General features: G+C 59.1%; 15 protein-coding genes and 1 tRNA gene. 1 reads left to right on the top strand and 15 read right to left on the bottom strand.

Features of this window, described 5'->3' with window-relative positions; all coding sequences use genetic code 11:
• Nucleotides 1–84: 84 nt before the first annotated feature.
• The 3 genes from fusA to rpsL are packed head-to-tail and all read right to left on the bottom strand — an operon-like array spanning nucleotide 85 to nucleotide 3049.
• A complete protein-coding gene (gene fusA, locus RMQ97_RS15390; RefSeq protein ID WP_413661792.1) occupies nucleotides 85–2160 on the bottom strand; it encodes an elongation factor G in 2076 nt (691 codons plus the stop codon).
• Between the two features lie 35 nt (nucleotides 2161–2195).
• Nucleotides 2196–2666 carry a 30S ribosomal protein S7 gene (gene rpsG, locus RMQ97_RS15385; RefSeq protein ID WP_413661791.1) on the bottom strand — a complete coding sequence of 157 codons (471 nt, stop codon included), beginning with the start codon at nucleotides 2664–2666 and terminating at the stop codon, nucleotides 2196–2198.
• Nucleotides 2667–2677: 11 nt separating this feature from the next.
• Nucleotides 2678–3049: a 30S ribosomal protein S12 gene (gene rpsL / locus RMQ97_RS15380; RefSeq protein WP_413661790.1), complete on the bottom strand. Its 372-nt coding sequence runs from the start codon at nucleotides 3047–3049 to the stop codon at nucleotides 2678–2680.
• A gap of 334 nt (nucleotides 3050–3383) precedes the next feature.
• Between rpsL and RMQ97_RS15375 the strand changes: the two genes are divergently transcribed.
• Nucleotides 3384–5567 carry a hypothetical protein gene (locus RMQ97_RS15375; RefSeq protein WP_413661789.1) on the top strand — a complete coding sequence of 728 codons (2184 nt, stop codon included), beginning with the start codon at nucleotides 3384–3386 and terminating at the stop codon, nucleotides 5565–5567.
• 96 nt (nucleotides 5568–5663) lie between these two features.
• Here RMQ97_RS15375 and rpoC read toward each other — a convergent pair whose 3' ends face one another.
• The 12 genes from rpoC to RMQ97_RS15315 all read right to left on the bottom strand — a co-directional run bounded on the left by rpoC (nucleotide 5664) and on the right by RMQ97_RS15315 (nucleotide 23561).
• Nucleotides 5664–9878, bottom strand: a complete 4215-nt coding sequence (gene rpoC, locus RMQ97_RS15370; RefSeq protein WP_413661788.1) for a DNA-directed RNA polymerase subunit beta' — start codon at nucleotides 9876–9878, stop codon at nucleotides 5664–5666.
• A gap of 61 nt (nucleotides 9879–9939) precedes the next feature.
• Nucleotides 9940–14022, bottom strand: coding sequence for a DNA-directed RNA polymerase subunit beta (gene rpoB, locus RMQ97_RS15365; protein ID WP_413661787.1), 4083 nt, complete (start codon nucleotides 14020–14022; stop codon nucleotides 9940–9942).
• A 214-nt stretch (nucleotides 14023–14236) separates the two neighbouring features.
• Nucleotides 14237–14608, bottom strand: coding sequence for a 50S ribosomal protein L7/L12 (gene rplL / locus RMQ97_RS15360; RefSeq protein WP_413661786.1), 372 nt, complete (start codon nucleotides 14606–14608; stop codon nucleotides 14237–14239).
• Between the two features lie 49 nt (nucleotides 14609–14657).
• The gene (rplJ, locus tag RMQ97_RS15355) at nucleotides 14658–15173 is read right to left on the bottom strand and encodes a 50S ribosomal protein L10 (protein ID WP_413661785.1); all 516 of its coding nucleotides are present in this window, start codon (nucleotides 15171–15173) and stop codon (nucleotides 14658–14660) included.
• A 285-nt stretch (nucleotides 15174–15458) separates the two neighbouring features.
• Complete coding sequence (gene rplA / locus RMQ97_RS15350; protein WP_413661784.1) at nucleotides 15459–16157, bottom strand: 50S ribosomal protein L1; 699 nt, start codon at nucleotides 16155–16157, stop codon at nucleotides 15459–15461.
• A gap of 4 nt (nucleotides 16158–16161) precedes the next feature.
• The gene (rplK, locus tag RMQ97_RS15345) at nucleotides 16162–16590 is read right to left on the bottom strand and encodes a 50S ribosomal protein L11 (protein ID WP_413661783.1); all 429 of its coding nucleotides are present in this window, start codon (nucleotides 16588–16590) and stop codon (nucleotides 16162–16164) included.
• Between the two features lie 104 nt (nucleotides 16591–16694).
• The gene (gene nusG, locus RMQ97_RS15340; RefSeq protein ID WP_413661782.1) at nucleotides 16695–17228 is read right to left on the bottom strand and encodes a transcription termination/antitermination protein NusG; all 534 of its coding nucleotides are present in this window, start codon (nucleotides 17226–17228) and stop codon (nucleotides 16695–16697) included.
• A 10-nt stretch (nucleotides 17229–17238) separates the two neighbouring features.
• A complete protein-coding gene (gene secE, locus RMQ97_RS15335) occupies nucleotides 17239–17499 on the bottom strand; it encodes a preprotein translocase subunit SecE (RefSeq protein WP_413661781.1) in 261 nt (86 codons plus the stop codon).
• A 63-nt stretch (nucleotides 17500–17562) separates the two neighbouring features.
• Nucleotides 17563–17638: transfer RNA gene (locus tag RMQ97_RS15330), tRNA-Trp, on the bottom strand.
• A 136-nt stretch (nucleotides 17639–17774) separates the two neighbouring features.
• Entirely contained in the window at nucleotides 17775–18686 is a 912-nt protein-coding gene (locus RMQ97_RS15325; RefSeq protein WP_413661793.1) for a class I SAM-dependent methyltransferase, read from the bottom strand.
• 2 nt (nucleotides 18687–18688) lie between these two features.
• Entirely contained in the window at nucleotides 18689–20473 is a 1785-nt protein-coding gene (locus tag RMQ97_RS15320) for a 2OG-Fe(II) oxygenase family protein (RefSeq protein ID WP_413661780.1), read from the bottom strand.
• Between the two features lie 151 nt (nucleotides 20474–20624).
• Nucleotides 20625–23561, bottom strand: coding sequence for a TonB-dependent receptor domain-containing protein (locus RMQ97_RS15315; protein ID WP_413661779.1), 2937 nt, complete (start codon nucleotides 23559–23561; stop codon nucleotides 20625–20627).
• Nucleotides 23562–24221 lie beyond the last annotated feature (660 nt).

The raw sequence follows: 24221 nt of genomic DNA, 5'->3' as shown, positions 1-24221 counted from the left end.
TGCGTGCGGTTTCGTCCGCTCAAACTTTTCCTTCGCCATCGATCTCTCTCCGAAACCTAACGTTCAAATCTAAACGAGAGCGGCCTAGGCCGACTTCTCGATAACTTCTTGCTCAACCGCCTTCGGCACTGGGTCGTAGTGGTCAAACTGCATGGTAAACTGGGCCCGGCCCTGCGTGGCCGAACGAAGATTGTTCACATAGCCAAACATGTTGGCCAGCGGAACCATCGCGTTCACAACCGTTGCATTACCGCGCATCTCCTGACCGGCGATCTGGCCGCGACGGGAGTTGAGGTCGCCGATGACCGAACCGGTATATTCATCCGGGGTCACAACTTCGACCTTCATGATCGGCTCGAGCAAACGCGGAGCACAATGGTTCTTGGCTTCGCGGAAGGCTGCACGCGCAGCAATCTCGAAGGCCAGAACAGAGGAGTCAACGTCGTGATAGGCGCCATCCACCAGGGTGGCCTTCACGTCGATGACCGGGAAGCCGGCGAGCAGACCATTGTCCATGACAGACTTGAGGCCCTTCTCGACACCCGGGATGTATTCCTTCGGCACGGAACCGCCGACGATCTTGGAGTCGAAGACGAAACCAGAACCCGCCTCGCCCGGCTCGAACTCGATCTTCACGCGACCGAACTGACCGGAACCACCGGACTGTTTCTTGTGCGTGTAGTCGACCGTGCCGGCCTGACCGAGGCTCTCACGATATGCCACCTGCGGCGCACCGATATTGGCCTCAACCTTGAATTCGCGCTTCATGCGGTCAACCAGGATATCCAGGTGCAGCTCGCCCATGCCGGCGATGATGGTCTGACCAGATTCCTCGTCCGACTTCATGCGGAAGGACGGATCCTCGGCCGCCAGACGCTGCAGGGCCACGCCCAACTTCTCCTGGTCACCCTTGGACTTCGGCTCGATGGCCAGCTCGATCACCGGATCGGGGAATTCCATGCGCTCCAGGATCACCGGCTTGAGCGGATCAGACAGGGTATCACCCGTCGTCGTGTCCTTCAGGCCCGCAATGGCGACAATGTCACCAGCAAAGCACTCCTTGATGTCTTCACGCTCGGAGGAGTGCATCAGCAGCATACGGCCGATACGCTCTTTGCGTTCCTTCACCGTGTTGAGCAGGGACGTACCCGTCTCCAGGTGACCGGAATACATGCGCGCAAACGTCAGCGAGCCCACGAACGGGTCGTTCATGATCTTAAAGGCGAGCAGAGAGGTCGGCTCGTCATCAGACGCCTTGCGGACGATCTCTTCGTCGGTCTTGACATCGATGCCCTTGATGGCCGGGATCTCGACCGGGGACGGCAGGAAGTCAACAACAGCGTCGAGCAGCGGCTGGACACCCTTGTTCTTGAAGGCCGTGCCGCACAGCATCGGAATGAAGGACAGATTGATGCAGCCCTTGCGGATCAGCTCTTTCAGCTTCTCTTCGGTCGGCTCCTGGCCTTCCAGATAAGCTTCCATCGCCTCTTCGTCTTGCTCAACGGCCGTCTCGACGAGTTTCTCACGCCACTCGGCAGCCTTGTCGGCCAGCTCGGGGCGGATCTCTTTCTCGTCCCAGGTCGCACCCAGGTTCTCACCGTGCCAGACGAGTTCTTTCATCTTGACCAGATCGATCAGACCTTCGAACTCGTTCTCGGAACCGATCGGCAGCTGAACCGGCAGCGGGTTGGATCCCAGACGATCCACGACCATGTCAACACACTGATAGAAGTCAGCACCGAGCTTATCCATCTTGTTGACGAAGATCATGCGCGGAACTTCGTACTTGTCGGCCTGACGCCACACCGTCTCGGTTTGCGGCTCAACACCGGCATTGGCGTCGAGGCAGCACACCGCACCATCGAGCACACGCAGGGACCGCTCAACCTCAATGGTGAAGTCCACGTGACCGGGGGTATCAATGATGTTCAGACGCTTGCCATTCCAGAAACAGGTGGTCGCAGCCGAGGTGATCGTGATGCCACGCTCCTGCTCCTGCTCCATCCAATCCATCGTGGCAGCACCGTCATGGACCTCACCAATTTTGTGAGATTTGCCGGTGTAGTAGAGGATCCGCTCGGTGGTCGTCGTCTTACCAGCATCAATGTGAGCCATGATGCCGAAGTTACGATAATCCTCAATCTTGTATTCGCGGGCCATTGCTGAGGTCCTTGATCCGGTCGCTTAAGCGTCTGTTACCAACGGTAGTGAGCGAAGGCCTTGTTGGCCTCTGCCATACGGTGCGTATCTTCACGCTTCTTCACAGCCACACCGCGGTTCGCGGCAGCGTCCATGAGTTCAGCGGCAAGACGTTCACGCATCGTGTTCTCATTGCGACCCCGAGCGGCAGCGGTCAGCCAACGAATGGCCAGCGCCTTCTTACGGTCAGCACGAACCTCGACCGGGACCTGGTAGGTCGCACCGCCGACCCGGCGCGAACGAACCTCAACCTCGGGAGAGACGTTGGACATGGCATCGTGGAACACGGAGACCGGCTCGCGCTTGAGCTTGCCTTCCACAATGTCCAATGCACCATAAACGATGCGCTCGGCGACGGATTTCTTGCCGTCGAGCATGATGTAATTCATGAATTTCGTGAGATCGCGATCGCCGAACTTGGGGTCCGGAAAGATTTCGCGTTTCTCGGCGCGGTGACGACGTGACATCTACGTCTCCCTTACTTCGGACGCTTGGCGCCGTATTTCGAACGACGCTGCTTACGGTCCTTAACGCCCTGGGTATCCAGAACGCCGCGAAGGATGTGATAACGAACACCCGGAAGGTCTTTCACACGGCCGCCGCGAATGAGCACAACAGAGTGCTCCTGCAGGTTATGGCCTTCACCCGGGATATAACTCACCACCTCATGACCATTGGTCAGGCGGACTTTTGCGACCTTCCGCATAGCCGAGTTCGGCTTTTTCGGGGTCGTGGTGTAAACGCGCGTGCAAACGCCGCGGCGTTGGGGGCAAGCCTGGAGAGCCGGCACTTTGTTGCGCTTCGGCTTATCCTTGCGAGGCTTGCGAATGAGCTGGTTGATTGTCGGCATCCCGCTCGTATCCGTTCCTAATCTCAAGACGCATCCCGGCCAGCACTTTTCAGGCTGACAGATGCAAAAGCGACCCCTCCATCGCAAACCCGGTGGTTTCGACGAAGGCGCCCGTGATTTTTCCGTTGCCGTGGACGACGTCTAACCCTGCGCGGATTACGGCCCGTCCTTGAAACGAGCGCGGAAACTACTGATGCGACTCGTATCCGTCAAGAGAGGCTTCACGAGAATTTCATGCATCTGCACAAACTCCCGAAAATCAAAGCGATACGTTGCACCTAACGAAGGGTTAACGCATGATGGTGCGCGAGAGGGTTGCGTGTAGGGGGCAGCAATGAATTCTCGAAGCCAGGGGTTTTTGGCACAACTTCGTGCGCGTTTCAGCACCGTATCACCCGATATTGAAACAAATATCGGCGGTGATGACGAATTGACCTTCGAGGACTGGCGCCAGGGTCTCTATCCCGAACGCCCGCGCATGGTCAAAGAGACACATGTGCGCACGGGCTATCCCCTGCCCGAATATGTCCGTCTGACGCATATGACACGCCTCTTCCCCTCGCATGAAGACCAATTGAGGTCTCGCCTGATCGATATGATCGGTGCGGAATCGCGATCGATTCACCAGGGCATGAAATCGGATGACCCCAAAACCCGCCGCAAGGCAGGCCGGGACTGGTATGACCGGATCCGGGCCCATATCCGCGCCCTGCGCCCCAATGCCGGCCAGGATGACGATCTGTCAGGTAATACGAGCGACGCCTTGTCCCGCGTCCGGGTGCTGGCCGAGACGCTGAGCGAAGACCGGCCAGACCGGCTCGAAGACACCGATCCTGCGCGAACGGCCTCACGTGACCAGATCCGCAGGCTGGACCAGTTGTTCGAGTCCGGGGGCCCGTTGAATGCCTCGAACGAGGCGCTCGCCCTGTTCCAGAGCCATTATCCCGACGCCAATCGCAAAAACTTCCGTCCCTATAAACCGGGCGGGCGCAATGATGTGCGCTGGTTCAATTTCTGGAAGCTGGATGGCGCGGCCTCCATCCCCAGACGCCTGCGCATGAACTGGGAATTATTCGGCCGCTCGCAGAATTTCACCCTGTATGAGGATTTCAAACAAAAACACGATCAGTTTGACGAGAGTTATCTGCACGATCATGAGGGCGATATCGGAGAGGTCGCCGGAGAGACCGTGCCGACCGGGTTTTTCACCCCTTGCGCCAATGGTCAGGGCACGCTGGGCGAACTAGAGCTGAACACCGCCTGGACTGCGGCCGACACATTCCAGGAGCAGATCTCCCGCGGTTTTGGCTCCAAGGACGACCCGGCCGAGCCCATCGACTTTGAATGGCAAGGTCATCTTGCTGTCGCCTCGCACTACTGGCTGTTTCCGGTCCAACACCTCCTGTCAAGCCTCGAACCGGACATGGCGCAACTCATTGCGGACGGTCTCAAACGGAGCGTGGCCCGCCCCGAGATCGATCTGACCTCCAATGAGTATTCCACCCTCGCCCGCTCGATTACCCGGCTCGCCAAACAGGTTTTCCATTTTCCGGACAAGACCGCCTATGACGATCTGCGCAAGGATGTGGTGGTCAGCCGGGTTTTTCACGGGCGTGCCATCCTGATCTCGGACCTGCGTCCCTATTCCCGGTCCAAACAAGATTGGGAACTGGCAACACGCGCCATTGTGCTCGATATCGATCTGACCTCTGAACAGCGCGGTCGCCTGATGCGCGCCTGTACCGAAATCGCCACCTCGCGCACCCTGGCCCTGCGCGATATCGGTTATGTAGCCGCAATCAATCGAACAATTGACGATATCGCGCTGGGTCTGAGCCATTGCCATTCAAACATTCTCAACATCACCATCCAGCCCCCCGAGGCGACGGGCGGCAATATCTGGCACGAACCCCGTCCCGGTGAGCCCCAGGATGCATTCCAGCTGACAGATGAAGAAAGACGCAATTACGGCGCCGAATTCTCGCGCACCCTGATCCGGCTCCGGCAGCTCTTTGCCAATCTGGGTTCGCTCAACCACTTCATGACCCATGGCATTACCGGAGCCCGTCTGGATTGCGAGGAGAACCGCAAGGCGGTGGAGGAACGCGTGCTCACCCTGCGCGAGCTGCGCATGCCCGGCTTTGAAACGCTGGATGAATATCTCTACCGGTTCAAACGCGCGACCTATTCGATTGACCGCATGTCTGCACGGTATGACAGCCTGCGGCGGCGGATCACGGAATATCTGCAACTGGTCCGGGCCGAGCTGGAATTGCTGCAATTCGACACCATGCTCGACAAGCAGGATGATCAGGACCAGGCCAACCGTCGCATGAATATCGTGGTCATTCTGGGTACGGTTCTCGCGCTGGTCGAAGTGGTGGGCGCGCCGGACATGATTGTATCCCTGCCCGACCCGGTCAAATTCATCGGAGCCGGTATCATCCTGGGCGTGGTCTGGCTCTATACCCGCGGCAAGCGCAATCCGCGTCGACGCGGGCGCAGATCACGCCGATAGCGCGTCATACGGCGCACCGAGAACCACGCCTTGCGACATACAAAAACGGCCGCTTCGAAACGAAGCGGCCGTCTTTCATAGAGGTGTGACAGGCGATCAGGCCTGATCGCCTGCGGCAGCCTCAGCAGCGGCCGCGTCAGCGATCTCGGCTGGCAGGCCTTCCACGTCCACTTCCTCGGCGCGTTCGGCCAGCATGTCCGCGTCACGATCATCAGCCAGCGTCTGGTATTGACGCATCATGGCGCCCGTACCCGCCGGGATCAGGCGACCCACGATGACGTTCTCCTTGAGACCTTCCAGCATGTCTTCCTTGCCCTGGACCGAAGCCTCGGTGAGGACGCGGGTGGTCTCCTGGAAGGAGGCCGCAGAGATGAAGGAGCGGGTCTGCAGCGAGGCCTTGGTGATACCCAGCAGGACCGGATCACCCGACGCAGGACGCTTGCCTTCGGCTTCCAGCGCTTCATTGGTTTCCAGGAACTCGATCTTGTCGACGTGTTCACCGGCAATGAAACCGGTATCGCCCGGATCCTTGACCTCGATCTTCTGCAGCATCTGACGAACAATCGTCTCGATATGCTTGTCGTTAATCGGCACGCCCTGCAGACGATACACTTCCTGGATCTCGTCGATCAGATAGTCAGCCAGTGCCGCAACACCCAGGATTTGCAGGATGTCATGCGGTGCCGGGTGACCATCAAGGATGTATTCGCCCTTCTGGATGATGTCGCCTTCCTGGACCGCGAGGTGTTTACCCTTCGGCACCAGATACTCGACCTTCGCCTCCGGATCGTCCTCAGGAATAATCGCGATACGACGCTTATTCTTGTAATCGCGACCGAATTCGATGCGACCCGTGATCTCTGCGATAATGGCGTGGTCCTTCGGACGACGCGCTTCGAAGAGCTCGGCCACACGCGGCAGACCACCGGTGATGTCCCGGGTCTTGGCACCCTCGGTCGGGATACGTGACAGGATATCACCCGGACGGATGGTATCGCCGTCACTGACGGACAGAATGGCGCCCACGGCAAGCATGTAGTTGGCCGTCGAACCGCTATCCAGTTTCACCGGATCGCCATTTTCATCCTGGATGACAATGGCCGGCTGGATGGAACCGGACTTGGCTCCGGAACGCCAGTCGATGATCACCTTGGAGGAGATACCCGTGGCTTCATCGGTTTCTTCCTTCACAGTTACACCATCGGTGATGTCCACGAAGCGAACCTTGCCGCCCACTTCCGACACGATCGGAGCTGTATACGGGTCCCACTCGGCCAGGCGCGCACCGCGCTCGACCTTGTCACCGGCTTTCACCTTCAGGCGTGTACCGTAAGTCAGCTTGTGCGCCTCACGTTCCTTGCCTTCCTGATCGATGATCGCAACCTGCATGTTCCGCGACAGAACCAACAGTTCACCGGAGGAATCCGTCACCGTGGACGGGTTGGTGAAGGCGACCGTACCCTCATTGGTACTTTCGATGAAGGACTGCTCGGACACCTGGGCCGTACCACCAATGTGGAAGGTCCGCATGGTCAGCTGGGTTCCTGGCTCACCGATCGACTGGGCCGCGATAACACCGACCGCCTCGCCGATATTGACGCGTGTACCGCGAGCAAGGTCACGACCATAACAGGTCGCACACACACCCACGCGGGTCTCACAGGTCAGCGGGGAGCGGGCCTTGATGCTCTGAACACCGCGGGCTTCGATCTCGGCTGCCAGATCCTCATCGATATAGGTATCGATCGAGCAGATAACCTCGCCGCTCACCGGATCGGTGATCTCCTCGGCCGTCGTCCGGCCCAGGCAACGCTGTTCCAGAGAGACGACGATTTCACCACCATCCACAACCGGGGCGATTTCGATGCACTCGGACGTGCCGCAATCTTCCTCGGTGATGATGCAGTCCTGCGCCACGTCAACAAGACGACGGGTCAGATAACCGGAGTTAGCGGTTTTCAGAGCCGTATCGGCCAGACCCTTACGGGCACCGTGTGTCGAGTTGAAGTATTCGAGAACCGTCAGACCTTCCTTGAAGTTCGAGATGATCGGCGTTTCGATGATCTCGCCAGACGGTTTTGCCATCAGGCCGCGCATACCGGCCAGCTGCTTCATCTGGTTCTTGGAACCCCGGGCACCGGAGTGGGCCATCATGTAGACCGAGTTGACCTCGGACGTCCGGCCATCCTCACCCACATAGGTCTTGGAGATCTCGTCCATCATGGCGTCAGCGACGTTGTCCGTACACTTCGCCCAGGCATCCACGACCTTGTTATACTTCTCACCCTTGGTGATCAGGCCGTCGACATACTGCTGCTCATAGTCCGACACCATGGCACGGGTCGCACCGACCAGGTCTTTCTTCGCGTCCGGAATGAGCATGTCATCCTTACCGAAGGAGATACCGGCCTTGGCGGCCTCCTTGAAGCCGAGACCCATGATCTGGTCACAGAAGATCACCGTCGCCTTCTGACCGCAGTGGCGATAGACATTGTCGATGAGCTTGCCGATCTCCTTTTTGGTGAGGAGTTCGGAGACCATTTCCGGCTGGATCTTCGGGTGACGCGGCAGGTGATCAATGATCATCTTCCGGCCCGGCGTGGTTTCGATCACCTTGCGGACCTGATTGCCATCCGGGTCAATGCCATCCCAACGGGCCTTGATCTTGGAGTGCAGCGTGATCACACCGTGATCGAGTGCCGCTTCCATCTCGGCCAGCGTGGCAAAGGACATGCCCTCGCCCGGCTCCTTGTCCTTGATGACGGACAGGTAGTACAGGCCCAGAACGATATCCTGGGACGGCACGATAATCGGCTTGCCATTGGCCGGAGACAGGATGTTGTTCGTCGACATCATCAGCGTCCGCGCTTCCAGCTGGGCTTCCAGCGAGAGCGGAACGTGAACAGCCATCTGGTCACCATCAAAGTCGGCGTTGAACGCGGCACACACCAGCGGGTGAAGCTGGATAGCCTTGCCTTCGATCAGTTTCGGCTCAAACGCCTGAATGCCCAAACGGTGCAGGGTCGGCGCACGGTTAAGCATCACCGGGTGTTCCCGGATCACTTCATCGAGCACATCCCAGACTTCCGGACGTTCTTTTTCGACCAGTTTCTTGGACTGTTTCACCGTGCCGGACAGCCCCTTGGCGTCCAGTCGCGCATAGATGAAAGGCTTGAACAGCTCCAGCGCCATCTTCTTGGGCAGACCACACTGGTGCAGTTTCAGGTCCGGACCCACGACGATCACGGAACGACCGGAATAGTCGACGCGCTTGCCGAGCAGGTTCTGACGGAAACGACCCTGCTTGCCTTTCAGCATGTCGGACAGGGATTTCAGCGGACGCTTGTTGGCCCCCGTGATCACCCGGCCGCGACGGCCATTGTCGAACAGGGCGTCCACGGACTCCTGCAGCATGCGCTTTTCGTTCCGGATAATGATATCAGGAGCACGCAGCTCGATGAGACGCTTGAGACGGTTATTCCGGTTGATCACACGACGATAGAGATCGTTGAGGTCGGACGTCGCAAAACGGCCGCCATCCAGCGGTACCAGCGGACGCAGTTCCGGCGGGATCACCGGAACGACCGTCATGATCATCCACTCAGGACGGTTACCGGACGTGATGAAGTTCTCGAGAAGCTTCAGACGCTTGGCATATTTCTTCAGCTTCAGCTCGGACCCGGTTTCCTTCATGTCCTCACGGACCTTGGCGGCCTCGCCTTCCAGGTCCATGTTGATCAGGATTTCGCGCACGGCTTCAGCACCGATCCCGGCAGTGAAGGCGTCTTCGCCATACTCGTCCTGGGCTTCGATATATTCTTCTTCCGTCAGCAACTGGAAGGGTTGCATCGGAGTCAGACCCGGCTCGATCACCACATAGCTCTCGAAATAGAGCACGCGCTCCACATCCTTGAGCGCCATGTCGAGGATCATGGCAATCCGCGACGGCAGGGATTTAAGGAACCAGATGTGTGCGACCGGGGCCGCCAGCTCGATATGGCCCATGCGCTCACGGCGCACGCGAGCGAGCGTGACTTCAACGCCGCATTTCTCACACACAATACCTTTGTACTTGATGCGCTTATACTTACCGCACAGGCATTCATAGTCTTTGGACGGGCCAAAGATCCGCGCACAGAACAGACCATCCCGCTCCGGTTTGAACGTCCGATAGTTGATGGTTTCAGGCTTTTTCACTTCACCAAAGGACCAGGAGAGGATTTTCTCCGGGCTGGCCAGCGCGATGCGAATCCGGTCGAAGGTCGGGCCTTCGGAGGCCGGATTGAAGATGTTCATGACGTCATGGTTCATGTCGTCGTCTCCCGCAAGAGGATCGGCGGGACCGGCAAAGCCGGCCCGCCTTGAAAAATAATCAGTCCTGGCCGTTCGTCAGTTCGACGTTCAGACCCAGCGAGCGCATTTCCTTCACGAGCACGTTGAAGCTCTCGGGAACCCCAGCTTCGAACGTATCATCGCCGCGGACAATGGCCTCGTAAACCTTGGTCCGACCAGCCACGTCATCCGACTTCACCGTGAGCATTTCCTGCAAGGTATAGGCTGCGCCATAGGCTTCCAGGGCCCACACTTCCATTTCACCGAAGCGCTGGCCACCAAATTGTGCCTTACCGCCCAGCGGCTGCTGGGTCACAAGGCTGTACGGGCCAATCGAACGGGCGTGGATCTTGTCATCCACCAGGTGGTGCAGTTTCAGCAGGTGTTTGACGCCCACCGTCACCTTGCGACGGAAGGGTTCACCCGTCCGGCCATCAAACAGCGTGACCTGTCCGGAACGCTCGAAACCGGCCTTCTCCAGCATGTCGGCCACATCCGGTTCACGCGCACCGTCAAAGACCGGCGTCGCGATCGGAACACCCGCACGCAGATTACGGCCCAGCTCGGCCAGTTCACCTTCGGTTTCCGGCAGTTCATGGTCTTCGCCGTAGACGTTTTTCAGCGTCGCGACGAGCTCACCCTGATCACCGGTCCGCACAAAGGCGTCATAGGCTTCGCCAATCTGGCGACCCATGCCTTTACAGGCCCAACCCAGGTGGGTTTCGAGAATCTGACCGACATTCATCCGCGAGGGAACGCCCAGCGGGTTCAGTACGATGTCGACCGCTTCACCATTCTCCAGGAACGGCATGTCCTCGATCGGATTGATCTTGGAAATCACACCCTTGTTGCCGTGACGACCAGCCATCTTGTCACCGGGCTGAAGCTTACGCTTCACAGCCACGAAGACTTTCACGACCTTCATCACGCCCGGCGGCATTTCATCACCGCGCTGGAGCTTGTCGACCTTGTCTTCGAAACGACGATCCAGGCGCGCCTTGGAGTCGTCATACTGTTTCTGAAGAGCCTCGACTTCGGCCATGGCCTTTTCGTCGTCCAGACCGATACGCCACCAGGTGCTGCGCGGGGTTTCATCCAGCTTGTCCTGGCTGACTTCACCCTTGGTGAAACCACGCGGACCGGATACGGCATTCTTGCCGATCAGCAAGGCACCGAGACGCTGGTAGATATTGCGCTCGAGAATGGCGAGTTCGTCATCACGGTCCTTACCGAGACGTTCGATCTCTTCACGCTCGATCGTGATGGCGCGTTCGTCCTTGTCCACACCGTGACGGTTGAAGACACGGACTTCCACGACCGTACCCGTCGTGCCGGACGGCATGCGCAGGGAGGTGTCACGGACGTCAGAGGCTTTCTCACCGAAAATGGCCCGCAGGAGTTTCTCCTCCGGTGTCATCGGGCTTTCGCCCTTCGGCGTCACCTTGCCGACCAGGATATCGCCCGGTCCCACTTCCGCACCCACGGCCACGATACCGGCCTCGTCGAGATTGCGCAGGGCTTCTTCGCCGACATTGGGAATGTCGCGCGTGATCTCTTCCGGACCCAGCTTGGTATCCCGTGCGGCGATTTCGAACTCCTCCAGGTGGATGGAGGTGAAGACGTCATCACGCACGATGCGCTCGGAGATGAGGATAGAGTCCTCGAAGTTGTAGCCATTCCACGGCATGAAGGCCACGACCACGTTACGGCCCAGGGCAAGATCGCCCAGATCCGTCGAGGGGCCGTCCGCGATGATATCGCCGGACTTCACGACATCGCCCACACGCACGATCGGACGCTGGTTGATGCAGGTGGACTGGTTGGAACGCTGGAATTTCGACAGACGGTAGATGTCAACGCCGGACCGGGCCGGGTCGAGATCTTCCGTGGCCCGGATCACGATCCGGGTCGCATCGACCTGTTCGACGACACCGGAGCGTTTCGCCGCGATCGCCGCACCGGAATCACGCGCCACAACGGCTTCCATCCCGGTTCCGACGAGCGGAGCCTCGGACTTCACCAGCGGAACGGCCTGGCGTTGCATGTTCGAACCCATGAGCGCACGGTTGGCGTCATCATTTTCCAGGAACGGGATCAGGGCCGCAGCCACCGACACCACCTGTTTCGGCGACACGTCGATATAGTTGACGTCCTCACGCGGAACCAGCGTCACATCACCGGCCACACGGCAGGTCACGAACTCGTTCTCCAGAACACCGTCTGCCGAGAGTTTGGCATTGGCCTGGGCGACGGAGTAACGCGCTTCCTGCATGGCGGAGAGATAATGCACCTCTTCCGTCAGCTTGCCGTTCTCGACCTTGCGATACGGGCTCTCGATGAAGCCATACTTGTTGACGCGGGCAAAGGTCGACAGCGAGTTGATCAGACCAATGTTCGGGCCTTCCGGCGTTTCAATCGGACAGATCCGGCCGTAGTGGGTCGGGTGCACGTCGCGCACCTCGAAGCCCGCACGCTCACGGGTCAGACCGCCCGGCCCAAGCGCGGACAGGCGACGCTTGTGCGTGACTTCCGAGAGCGGGTTGGTCTGGTCCATGAATTGCGACAGCTGCGAGGAGCCGAAGAATTCACGCACGGCCGCTGCTGCCGGTTTGGCGTTGACCAGGTCGTGCGGCATGACCGTTTCGATATCAACAGAGCTCATGCGCTCCTTGATCGCGCGCTCCATGCGCAGCAGACCGATACGGTACTGGTTTTCCATCAGCTCACCAACGGAGCGCACACGACGATTGCCCAGGTTATCGATGTCATCGATATCCCCGCGGCCATCGCGCAGATCCACCAGCGTCTTGAGCACCGACAGGATGTCTTCCTTGCGCAGGATGCGCATGTCATCCGGAGCATCCAGATCGAGGCGCATATTCATCTTCACCCGTCCGACAGAAGACAGGTCATAGCGTTCCGGATCGAAGAACAGGCCCTGGAACATGGCTTCCGCCGTTTCCGGGGTCGGCGGTTCACCAGGACGCATGACGCGGTAGATGTCGATGAGCGCCTGTTCGCGGCTCTCATTCTTGTCCGCCGCGAGGGTGTGACGCATATAGGGGCCAACGCCGGTAGCCGGATCAATATCCAGCACGGACACGGTCTCAATGCCCACATCCTTAAACTCGGCGACATTTTCTTCGGTCAGCTCATCGCCGGCCTCGGCATAGATCTCGCCGGTCTGCATGTTGACCAGGTCTTCCGCCAGGAAAGAACCGACAAGCGAGTCGTCTGCAACGAGGAGATGGGTCAGACCCTCGTCAGCGAGCTTGTTGGCGGCGCGGGCAGAAATCTTGCGGCCAGCCGGAGCGACGATATCGCCGGTATTGGCGTCCACGAGATCGCGGGACGGCTTCACACCGCGCCAGCGTTCCTTCACATAGGGGACGGTCCAGCCGGTCTTGCCCAGCTCATAGCTGAAACTGCTGTAGAACGTGCCGAGGATCTCTTCCTTGTCGAGACCCAGCGCATACAGCAGCGTCGTCGCAGGCAGTTTACGGCGACGGTCGAGGCGCATGTGGACGATATCCTTGGCATCGAACTCGAAGTCCAGCCAGGAGCCACGATACGGGATAATGCGCGCTGCAAAGAGGTATTTGCCGGACGCATGCGTCTTGCCACGGTCGTGGTCAAAGAACACACCGGGAGACCTGTGCATCTGGGACACGATCACGCGCTCGGTACCGTTCACGATGAAGGTACCCTTGTCCGTCATGAGCGGAATATCGCCCATATAGACGTCTTGTTCCTTGATGTCCTTGACGGACCGTGCGCCGGTTTCTTCATCCACATCGAAGACAATCAGGCGCATCTTGACCTTGAGCGGAGCGGCGTAAGTCAGATCGCGCTGAACACACTCTTCGGTATCAAATTTTGGCGGCTCGAATTCGTAAGACACGAACTCCAGCACAGAACGCTCAGCGAAATCCTTGACCGGAAAGACGGATTTGAACACGGCCTGCATGCCGGTCTCGGTACGCTCAGCGACCGGAACGTCTTTCATCAAGAAGTGCTCATACGAGCTCTTCTGGACTTCAATGAGATTCGGCATCGCAACCGTTTCCGGAATGCGGCCAAAAGATTTACGGATACGCTTCTTGCCGGTGAACGACAGACCCATGTCGGCTCCCTTCGCAGAATGCCCTGCGCATACGGCGGAACGCACTATGCGAACCGCGTCACCGCCCCGTGACCCATACCGAATAGCATGGACCGGTTTTGCAAAACGCCCTGGAACGGCAAGGGGCGAATCACAGCATTCACGGACGGCCTAACGGACGCGCAGGATACCCCGCGCGCCCGCTGGACGTCAGTCATCACGTCAGGTGACGTGATTATTTCAGCTCGACAGAAGCGCCAACCGCTTCGAGCTTGGCTTTGAGTTCCTCAGCTTCGGCCTTCGGAGCACCTTCCTTGACCGGCTTCGGAGCGCCTTCAACCAGTTCCTTGGCCTCTTTGAGACCCAGGCCCGTGATGGCGCGGACTTCTTTAATGACGTTGATTTTCTTGTCGCCAACGGCGGTCAGGACAACGTCGAACTCGTCTTTCTCTTCAGCTGCCGGAGCGTCGCCGCCACCAGCCGGGCCAGCGACTGCAACAGCAGCAGCAGCCTTGATGCCTTTTTCTTCGAGAAGGTCGTTCAGCTCTTTGGCTTCGAGAATGGTGAGGCTCAGAAGTTCTTCGCAGAGTTTAGCTACATCAGCCATTGTTTCAATTCCTTGTAAGTCACAGTGTCAGTTCGATAGCGGAGAATGACTAGGCTTCGGCCTGCTCTTCGATGACGGCAATTGCGCCAGCGAGACCCTGACCCGGCGCCATGAGACGCTGGGCGACCTGAGAAGCCTGACCCGTAAGACGGGCAGCGATGGTCGCGATGAGTTCTTCGCGGGACGGCATCTTGGACAGCGTGTCGATGCCTGCGGCGTCGAACACATCTTCTTCCATGAAACCACCCAGGATGACGAATTTCTCGTTATCCTTGGCGAACTCGACCGCCACTTTCGGCGCTGCAACAAAATCCTCGGCATAGGCAATAGCAACCGGACCCTTGAACAGGTCGGAGGCCGATGCCGCCGGGTTTTCTTGCAGAGCGATTTTGGCGAGGCGATTGCGAACCACCTTGAACGTGCCACCATGCTCACGCAGCTTGGCACGCAGGTTCGTCATTTCCGCAACGGTCATACCCGAGTAATGGGCCATAACCACGGATCCGCTCGCATCGAAGATGCCTTTCAGCTCTTCAACGGAAGCTTCTTTTTGATTGCGATCCATTGCGGACTCCCTGAATGAACGCGCCACCATTGACGCGCTCGGTGAAAGACATGCCGGTCTGAATACCAGGCTGGCATGCATTCCTGTCCCAGGGCTCGAACCAACACGGACACTCCACCTGAAGCACCATGATGTTTCTCGCTCTGTCTCACACAGGGCCCGGACTGGGATTAAGGATGCTTGCACATCCCCCTGCGATCTCGGACAGGTTGGCCTCCTGCACAACACGCAGAAAACCGACCGACCGGCCCCGACAAGCAGAGCCGGCCAAACTCGTTATGCGTCTTAGGACGCAGCAGCCTCGGCAAGGTCGATCTTGACGCCCGGACCCATGGTCGAGCTCAGAGCGATACGCTTGACGTAGGCGCCCTTGGCGCCCGACGGCTTGGCCTTGACGATGGCCCCCACGAGGGCACGCACGTTTTCGGCGATGGCTTCAGCCGTGAAGCTGGCCTTGCCGACACCTGCGTGCACCACACCGGCCTTTTCGACGCGGAATTCGACAGCACCACCCTTGGAATCATTCACCGCCTTGGTGACATCCATGGTGACCGTACCCACTTTCGGGTTCGGCATCATGCCGCGCGGACCCAGGACCTTACCCAGGCGACCAACGATCGGCATCATGTCCGGCGTGGCGATGACCTTGTCGAAATTGATATTGCCGGCCTGAACCTGCTCCATCAGATCTTCCGCACCGACCACGTCAGCACCGGCAGCCGTGGCTTCTTCAGCCTTGGGACCACGGGCGAACACGGCCACGCGAACGGAACGACCGGTGCCGTTCGGCAGGTTGCACACGCCGCGAACCATCTGGTCCGCATGGCGCGGGTCAACACCCAGATTGATGGCCAGCTCGATGGTTTCGTCGAACTTGGCGGTGGCATTGCCCTTCACCAGGGCAGCGGCCTCATCAACCGTGTATGCTTTGTTGCGATCAACAGCCTCAATGGCCGCAGCAAAACGCTTACCTTGTTTAGCCATCGTCTTACTCCGTCACCTCAAGACCCATGGACCGTGCGGAACCCATGATGATCTTGGTTGCCTGGTCGAGGTCGTTTGCGTTCAGATCCTTGAACTTGGCTTCAGCGATCTCGCGGCACTGGGCCTGAGACACCGAACCTGCAACAGCCGAACCGGGGGTCTGGCTGCCTTTCTGGACCTTCGCCGCCTTCTTCAGATAGAAGCTGGCCGGCGGAGTCGCGATTTCAAACGTGAAGGATTTATCGTTGAACACGGTAATGGTGGTCGGGATCGGCATCCCTTTTTCCATTTCCTGTGTCTTGGCGTTAAATGCCTTACAGAATTCCATGATGTTCACGCCGCGCTGACCCAGAGCCGGGCCGATCGGCGGAGACGGGTTGGCAGCGCCCGCAGGCACTTGCAGCTTGATATAGCCGTCAATCTTCTTGGCCATGTCACCACTCCATTACCAGGACGACGCCCATCGTCATCCCCTTGAGGGCTCCGTGGTACGGCCCGGCATGGACTTGGCGCCGGCACCTCCCACAGAACAATGCGCTACTGGACTTTCTCCACCTGCGCATATTCCAGCTCGACCGGGGTCGCCCGGCCGAAAATATTGATGGCCACTTTCAGGCGACCATTTTCGTCATCCACTTCCTCAACAACACCGTTGAAGCTCTGGAAGTGTCCGTCGATGACGTTGACTGTTTCGCCCACCTCATAGGTGACGGTCGGCCGCGGCCGCTCAGCATCTTCTTCCATCTGGCCGAGGATGCGGCGCACTTCGATCTCCGGAACCGGAAGGGGCTTGGTGCCCGAACCGAGAAAACCGGTGACCTTCGGCGTGTTTTTCACCAGGTGGTAGGCATCATCCGTCATGTTCATCTTCACGAGAACATAACCGGGGAAATACTTGCGCTCGGAATTGATCTTGCGCCCCTTGCGGACCTCGACCACATCTTCGGTCGGCACCAGGATTTCCTCGAACTTGTCTTCGAGCCCCTGGATTCCGGCTTCCGCGCGGATCGCCTCGGCGACCTTTTTTTCGAAATTCGAATAGGCGTGAACGATATACCACTTCGCAGACATCACGCCCTCCTTATGCGCCCAGGCCGAGCAGGAACTGGATACCGGTGTTGATGGTCCAGTCCAGCGCCCAGAAGAAGACAGCGGCGATCACACACATGATCAGCACCATGATCGTGGACACGATGGTCTCGTTGCGAGACGTCCACGTCACTTTCTTGCCTTCGAGATAGACCTGACGGAAATACGTCATCGGGCCCACACGCTTCTTCTTTTCAGCGGGTGCGGGCTTGTCGGCCTGCGAGGGCGATTTTTGTTTGTTCTTGCGCGTCATCAGGTCTATGTGGGCCAGGTTCAGCCGGTTTCAATCCGTTCTGTTCGGTTCTTCAGCGACGACTGGCAGGGGCGGAGGGACTCGAACCCACGGCCCTCGGTTTTGGAGACCGATGCTCTACCAACTGAGCTACACCCCTATATCAGCACGTAAGTGTACTGACGAAAGCCGTCACTTCCGAAGCTGGGGCTTCTACACCGGGTTCGCGCGAATGGAAACAGGGGATTCACAAAAAACGCAATCGAAATGCAGAGCCCCGCTCCGGACATACAGGATTATCCGGCCTTGCGCAGGGCAAGATGCCAGGCCGATGCCGTCTCCTCCCCGTCAAGCGTGAAACCGCCCAGGCTCAACCGGGCCAACACCCCATCCTCCAACTGGGCCAGACGGTCCAAAATCTCACCCTGGCTTCGGCTGGCGCGGATCATGCTGCTCATGCGCGCGGCATAATCCGCCAATTCGCGTGTCTGGTGCCCGATCCAGTGACGGGCATCTTCGCGGTGATAGGCGTCCCGGCGGGTCCACAGCGTGTTGGCATCGCCCAGCATCCGCAACACGAAATCACGAGCCGGACAGGACGCCGCGTTTGATTGCCACCGCGTTTCCTGCGCAAGCGCGTCCCTCACACCCTCGGTCTCGCCCTCAAAGCCCTGCGCGATGATCTCCAGAACGCCGGCGTCGATGGCGTGGCGCAAACAGGTCAGATTGTCCGTGCACTCGCGCGCAATCGGCCCGTCTTTTATGTGGATAAGCGCAATCAGCGTCCCTCCCGGGGCCAGAACACGGACCGCCTCTATCAAGGCATCAAGGCCCGCATATTCCAGCCCATACTGACTGGTCACCACATCAAATACGCCATCGGCAAACGGCAGGGCCTTGCCATGGGCGACGGCACCTGTGGCCGAGCCTAACCCCTCCCCGGTCATGCGAACGGCCTCCTGAGCGATATCCGCAAAATAGAGTGTCGCTGCGCGCTCACCGTCCGGACAGGCACTGAGAATGGCCTGGCTGACCACGCCGCTACCGCAGGCCAGATCGATATGGCGACACCCTGGTCGCGAGAAGACAAACTGTGCCCCGACCTCCCGCCAGAAGGCTTCATAGGAGCGCCCGCGTGACGGTGAATGCACAGCCGCCTCGCCTGCCCCGCGCCCCGTCCAGAATGATGACCAGGCCTGAGTTTCCATGCTCACCCTTTCGCTGGCTTGATATCGAGCGCAATCGTCAAGCGCTCACCGGACGTGATCGGCACGGTGCCGTGCCACAGATAGCTGGGAAAGAGCGTCAACTCCCCCTCCACCGGCTCCACATAGTCATGAGGCGCAAGCCCCGTCACTGCAAAGGGGGGCTCCCCGAATTTCAGCCACCCCTCACGGGTTTTCGACCCGCGAACCTGCGATGGGACGCTCACATAATAGACCGAGCTGATCCAGCCTTCCGGGTGGACATGATTGACGTGCCGCCCGCCCGGACCTAGCCGAACCGACCAGGCCCCCTGAACCTCCGGCGTGTCCGGCATGGCGCCGGTCAGCGGATGTCCGGGCTGTGCGCAAAGGTCGTCCCGATAGGTCCCGACAGCGGTTTTGACCATGTCTAGAAAGGCCCGGATTTCGGGCTCCTTGCGGAAACGCAGATCCGACGGTGTTTGCACGCCGCCGCGCAGGGATTGATCGAGAGGCGCAGCGGAGAAGGCATGCAGATGCTGCAGGCACGCCGCAAGCGCTGCATTGAACGCACCGATATCGGCATAACCTGCGGGCGGTTGAAGGCGGAAACTCCGGACAAACCGATCCATATCGACAAGCGCCGCATAATCGTCCTGGCGACCCTGTGCGCGCGCCAGGGCCGCATCCATCGCAACCCAGAACCGGTCGCTCGGGCGCTGCGCCCGTGCCCGCTTCACCAGTGGAGCGATCGCCTCGAATGCCCCGTTCATCAGCCCTGCACGGCACCGGTTGGCAAACAGCGCCGGATCATCGGGATGCGAGCGCTCGGCTTCACAAGCAAGGCGCCAGGCCTGTTCTGCATCACCGGCCTCCACCTCCACATGCAAGGCGCGCTCGACGCACCAGGCCGCCGCTCCGTGGGCGGTCCGGGCGGCTTCGACGACCTGTCGGGCCGTGTCGACCTCCCCCATCTGCAACAACACGTCCACAAAAGCCTGATAGACGCGCGCCTGCCCGCCGCTCACCTTCAGGGCCATCTCATAAAGGGGGATGATCTGGTCGCCCTCTCCGGTCATCCAGTAAAGCTGGGCTGCACCGTGAAGGGCATCGATATGCGACGGGTCACGGGACAAGACAGCCTTCAGGGCCGCAAACGCCTCCTCGGTTCGACCCATCCGCGCCAGAGCTGTAAAGCGTGGATAGTGCGCCTCTGCCACGCCCTGTCGAGCGAGACGGTCAAGACGGGTGAGCGCCGCCTCCCATTCGCCCTGGTCCAGCAGACACAGGGCCTCTCCGTAGGTGATACGCGGATTGGCAGGTCCGGACGCCGCCAGCGCTGCATAGACGCTCTGCGCTGCGTCGGGCTGCCCGATCGCCTGAAACGCCTGAGCGCGTACGAGTTGCGCAGCCGGTTCCGCCTTGTACGCCTCCAGCTGGGCAAGCGCCGCCTCTCCCTGCCCTGACCGCAGTAACAGACGGGCCAGATTGATGGAGGGGGCGGCCTGACCGGTCATGCGCGCCTGGGCAGACTGGAAGGCCGTGCTCGCCTCTTCCGTCCGCCCTTGGGCATCCAGCAAGAGACCCAGCGTGTTCCAGGCTTCTCCTTCGTGAGGTGCCAGCGCGATGGCGTGTCGCAGAAACTCTTCAGCCTGTGAGGTCTGTGAGCGCGCACGCGCTACTGCACCGGACAGACGCCACACAAGGGCATCACCGGACTGGGTGTCGCGCAGCTCGGCCAGCAGCCTCTCGGCCTGCTCCAGCTGTCCACTCTGGAACGCCTGGAGAGCGCTTTGCATCTGTGCTGACATTTCTTCCCCCGGATTTCCTCTGGGCCGCAGCCCCCTCCAGCCAAACCATTATAGACCAGACGATCACAGGCGGACGGTCAATCACCACAAGACCAAAAGAAAGAGGCGGCCCGCACGGGACCGCCTCCTCCAGATATCAGTTCAAAAGAACTTAGTAGCGAGCCGTCAGGCCGAGGAAGAACTGGCGACCGTACGGATCGTACGTGGCCGGCCAGGTGTTGGCTTGCTCGGACTGCGGGCCGTCGCCAAGACGCGGCGGGTCTTGCTCGAACACGTTCCGGATACCGCCATACAGCAGGATCGTGTCGGACAGCTCATAGTTCATGTTGATGTCCCAGTAATCGAAGGAGTCGATCGAGGACACATCCAGGCCATCAGCATAAGCGCCGTAGAACTGGGTTTGAACGTCAGTGACTTCACCGATGTGGCTCCAGCGGACCGTCGTGGTCAGCGGACCGTAGAACCAGGTACCGAATGCCAGGAATTTGTGTTCCGGGGTCGGCTCGCCACAGTCAGCGCCGTAGAAGCCGGAGCATTCGATGACACCCAGGCTCGGAGTCGGCTGGAAGGAGTTGGTTTCCAGGACGGTGCCGTTGACACCCACGCGGAAGCCACCGAACTCCCAGTTCGGCTCGAAGTCATAGGTCGCGCCATAGTCCCAACCTTCAACGAAGAGACCCGTCTGGTTCTCGGTCGTCAGAGCTTGAGCGATGCCGTCGCCGTTCGGGTCTTCGCCCGCACGGTCACCGAAGGAGTCCAGAGCACCATTGCCCTGACGGTTGGTGATGTCACACGCTGCGACGTTGCCGTTCAGCACACAATCGTTGACGACCTGCTGAGCGGTCGCGCCACCCAGAGCGTTGGCGATCTCGATGTCATAATAATCGAGCGTCAGGCTCAGACCTTCGATGAAGGACGGAGACCACTGAACACCAATGGTGAAGGTATCCGCTTCTTCAGCTTCCAGGTTGGACGCACCGCGGAAGATGGATTCGACCTGAGAGTTCAGCTGCGGAACCGGCACACCACCAGAAGCAACACCTTCCAGATTCTCACAGTTCGCCGTCACAGTGGCTTGCTGCTCAGGAGAGAGCAGGTTGAACGCACCGTTGGAGCCACCGGCACACGGGTCTTGCACGCCCGGGAAACCGTTGGAGTCAGACTGGAACAGGTTGGAGATGGACGGCGCACGGACAGCACGCTGGAATTGCGAACGGAACCGAACCGAGTTGATCGGAACCCACTCACCACCGACGAAGTAGGATTCAACCGTTCCGACTGACGAGTAATCGGAGTAACGATAACCGGCGTTCAGGCCAAGGTACTCAGCGAACTGAGCGCCTTCGATGACCGGCAGGTTCGCTTCGCCGAAGATCTCATACACGTCGTAGGAGCCTTCGATGAAGGTGGACTGGTTGAAGCCCATCACGTCCGGGCCAAGCACGGAGTCCGGCTGGCGACGCACATATTCTTCACGGTATTCAGCACCCAGAGCCACGGCCAGCGGAGCGCTTGCCCACGGCGTCTGGAATTGCTCCAGCTCACCGTCGACGGTCGCAACCATCTGAATTTGCTCGTTGGTGGAGAAGATGGCACCCGTACGGGAGATCTCTTCTGCAATTTCCGGAGTGATGGAGTTTGCGCCACCGAACGGGTTCCAACGACCTTCTTCCACAACAGCCTGGACGGCGGAGATGGAGACGTTACCGGTCTGGATCTGGTCAGCACGCGAACGCGCATAGTGACCATAGATGTCGTAGTTCCAGTTGCTGGACAGCTCGCCACGGATACCACCACCCAGTTGGAAGGTGTGCGTATCACGCAGAGAGTTACGAGCGCCAAGCTCCTGGTAACGACGACCCGTGGTGAACTGGAATTCGTTCACACCGTCACCATCAATGTCGCCAACATTGATCGCCGCATTGGCCATGAAGAGCGCTGCGAGTTCAGCATTGCCACCCGGACCGAAGACAAACGGGTTGTTCTCGTCGATGGTGAAGTTGAACTGCGTACCACCCGGCGTCGGAGCCAGCTGGCTGTCGACCACGGAGTTGGTGTAAAACGCGCGACCATAGACTTCAGCTTTTTCGCTGATCTCATAGTTTGCAAAGGCTGCAAGGTTGTAACGCTCTTGCGGCAGCTGCAGATAGTTGGTCGGTGCGTAGTTATAGCGGTCATTGTTCGGGCCCGCAGAACGGAACGGCTGCACATTGCCGTCATCGTCAACGAAGATACCGAAGGACCAGCAGGAATCAGCACCGGAACCGCCCAGGTTGGAACAGCGGTCATTGATGTTGCCGGCATAGCCCGGAGCGACAGTCGGGTCGAAGGACGAGAAGTTCGGCGCGAACACAGAGGTGTTCGGGATATTGATCGAACCCGTCGTGCCGAACGTGCCTGTACCGTTATCGATCAGGGTGTCGCGAGAGAAGTCACGATCGCCCTGGAACAGGTCTTCACGATTGTTGTAGGACATGGACAGCACGGCGTTACCGCGGCCATCGTCAAAATTGCCACCGATGGTGACGGAGGTGTTGAAGTTGCCGGCCCCGCCTTGCTCGGTCCAGCGCTGGGACACGTCCCATTCAACGCCTTCAAAATCATCCTTAATGATGAAGTTCACAACACCTGCAACAGCGTCAGAACCGTAAACGGCGGACGCACCACCGGTCACAATGTCCACACGCTCGACCAGTGCGGTCGGGATGGAGTTGACGTTGACGATACCACCAGCGCCTTCACCCACCATGCGACGGCCGTCCAGCAGGATCAGCGTACGGGACGAACCCAGGCCGCGAAGCGACAGCGTGGCCGTACCGTTACCGGGGTTGTTGGACGAGGCATCGAAGGCCGGGATCAGCTGCGGCAGATCGTTCAGCGTGTCTTCGATGTTAATGGTGTTGTTGATTTCCAGGGTGGCTTCATCAACAGATGTCACCGGGCTCGGCGCAACCAGATCCGGACGCTGAATGCGCGAACCCGTGACCGTAATGGTCTCTTCGTCTTGCGCAAACGCCGGAGCAGCGACCGCCAGGCCACTAATCAGCGTGCTCGCCATCAGGCAAGCCTTGATAGATGTATGTCTCACTCTCAATCCCTCCGAGAAAGAAATTTGGTCGGAAGCAAGTTCCCCTGTCCTTTTTTGGACGGGTGGCCCCTCCTCCCTTCGACGGAACCCGAATTCCGCCTTGTCCTCACGCTAGGATTTCCGCTTTCGGTGGGTCAACGCAACAATACTGTTACAAGCTGGTAATCCCTGCTTTTCCAAATCAGTGTGGCTGAATAGCCTCATTTTTTAGCGAGATTGCGAATAGTTTAGGCTCTTGTTGCGCCGCACCACCGCGCGGAGGCGTGATTCTGGCCCACAAGAGTCGAATCGCGGACAATACGCCCCAACTTGTGCCACATGCTCATGAATTGACACATTTTTATAATAATCAAGGTGTGACGCCAATGAGGGCAGAAGTGGGTCACCTCGCTACATCATTGGGACAAAAGAATAATCTAAGCGTGTGCGCCTGCACTGAACTCGCCCGGTGCTTATCTTTTGAGCAAGGCTCAAAACACGGGTCTGGATACAGCGCAGTACACGGCTCTGAGCACGGCTCCGAACACTGCCCGAGTGACAGGCACAAAAAAGGGCCGGCTCCCGCAGGAACCGGCCCAATTTTTCAGCCTGGCGCTAAAGCGCCAGGAACCCGTCTTACTCGACGATGGAGGAGACGACGCCGGCGCCGACGGTACGACC

The organism is Maricaulis sp. D1M11, from assembly GCF_047308265.1.
Taxonomy (GTDB): Bacteria; Pseudomonadota; Alphaproteobacteria; order Caulobacterales; family Maricaulaceae; genus Maricaulis.
This window is presented reverse-complemented; position numbering and strand designations above follow the sequence as displayed.

Coding starts and splice junctions, on each gene's coding strand:
- rplL (WP_413661786.1), bottom strand. CDS start 14,608: ATGGCTGATGTAGCTAAACTCTGCGAAGAACTTCTGAGCCTCACCATT.
- rpsL (WP_413661790.1), bottom strand. CDS start 3,049: ATGCCGACAATCAACCAGCTCATTCGCAAGCCTCGCAAGGATAAGCCG.
- rplJ (WP_413661785.1), bottom strand. CDS start 15,173: ATGGATCGCAATCAAAAAGAAGCTTCCGTTGAAGAGCTGAAAGGCATC.
- fusA (WP_413661792.1), bottom strand. CDS start 2,160: ATGGCCCGCGAATACAAGATTGAGGATTATCGTAACTTCGGCATCATG.
- RMQ97_RS15375 (WP_413661789.1), top strand. CDS start 3,384: ATGAATTCTCGAAGCCAGGGGTTTTTGGCACAACTTCGTGCGCGTTTC.
- rplK (WP_413661783.1), bottom strand. CDS start 16,590: ATGGCCAAGAAGATTGACGGCTATATCAAGCTGCAAGTGCCTGCGGGC.
- nusG (WP_413661782.1), bottom strand. CDS start 17,228: ATGTCTGCGAAGTGGTATATCGTTCACGCCTATTCGAATTTCGAAAAA.
- rpoC (WP_413661788.1), bottom strand. CDS start 9,878: ATGAACCATGACGTCATGAACATCTTCAATCCGGCCTCCGAAGGCCCG.
- RMQ97_RS15320 (WP_413661780.1), bottom strand. CDS start 20,473: ATGTCAGCACAGATGCAAAGCGCTCTCCAGGCGTTCCAGAGTGGACAG.
- rpoB (WP_413661787.1), bottom strand. CDS start 14,022: ATGGGTCTGTCGTTCACCGGCAAGAAGCGTATCCGTAAATCTTTTGGC.
- rpsG (WP_413661791.1), bottom strand. CDS start 2,666: ATGTCACGTCGTCACCGCGCCGAGAAACGCGAAATCTTTCCGGACCCC.
- secE (WP_413661781.1), bottom strand. CDS start 17,499: ATGACGCGCAAGAACAAACAAAAATCGCCCTCGCAGGCCGACAAGCCC.
- rplA (WP_413661784.1), bottom strand. CDS start 16,157: ATGGCTAAACAAGGTAAGCGTTTTGCTGCGGCCATTGAGGCTGTTGAT.
- RMQ97_RS15325 (WP_413661793.1), bottom strand. CDS start 18,686: ATGGAAACTCAGGCCTGGTCATCATTCTGGACGGGGCGCGGGGCAGGC.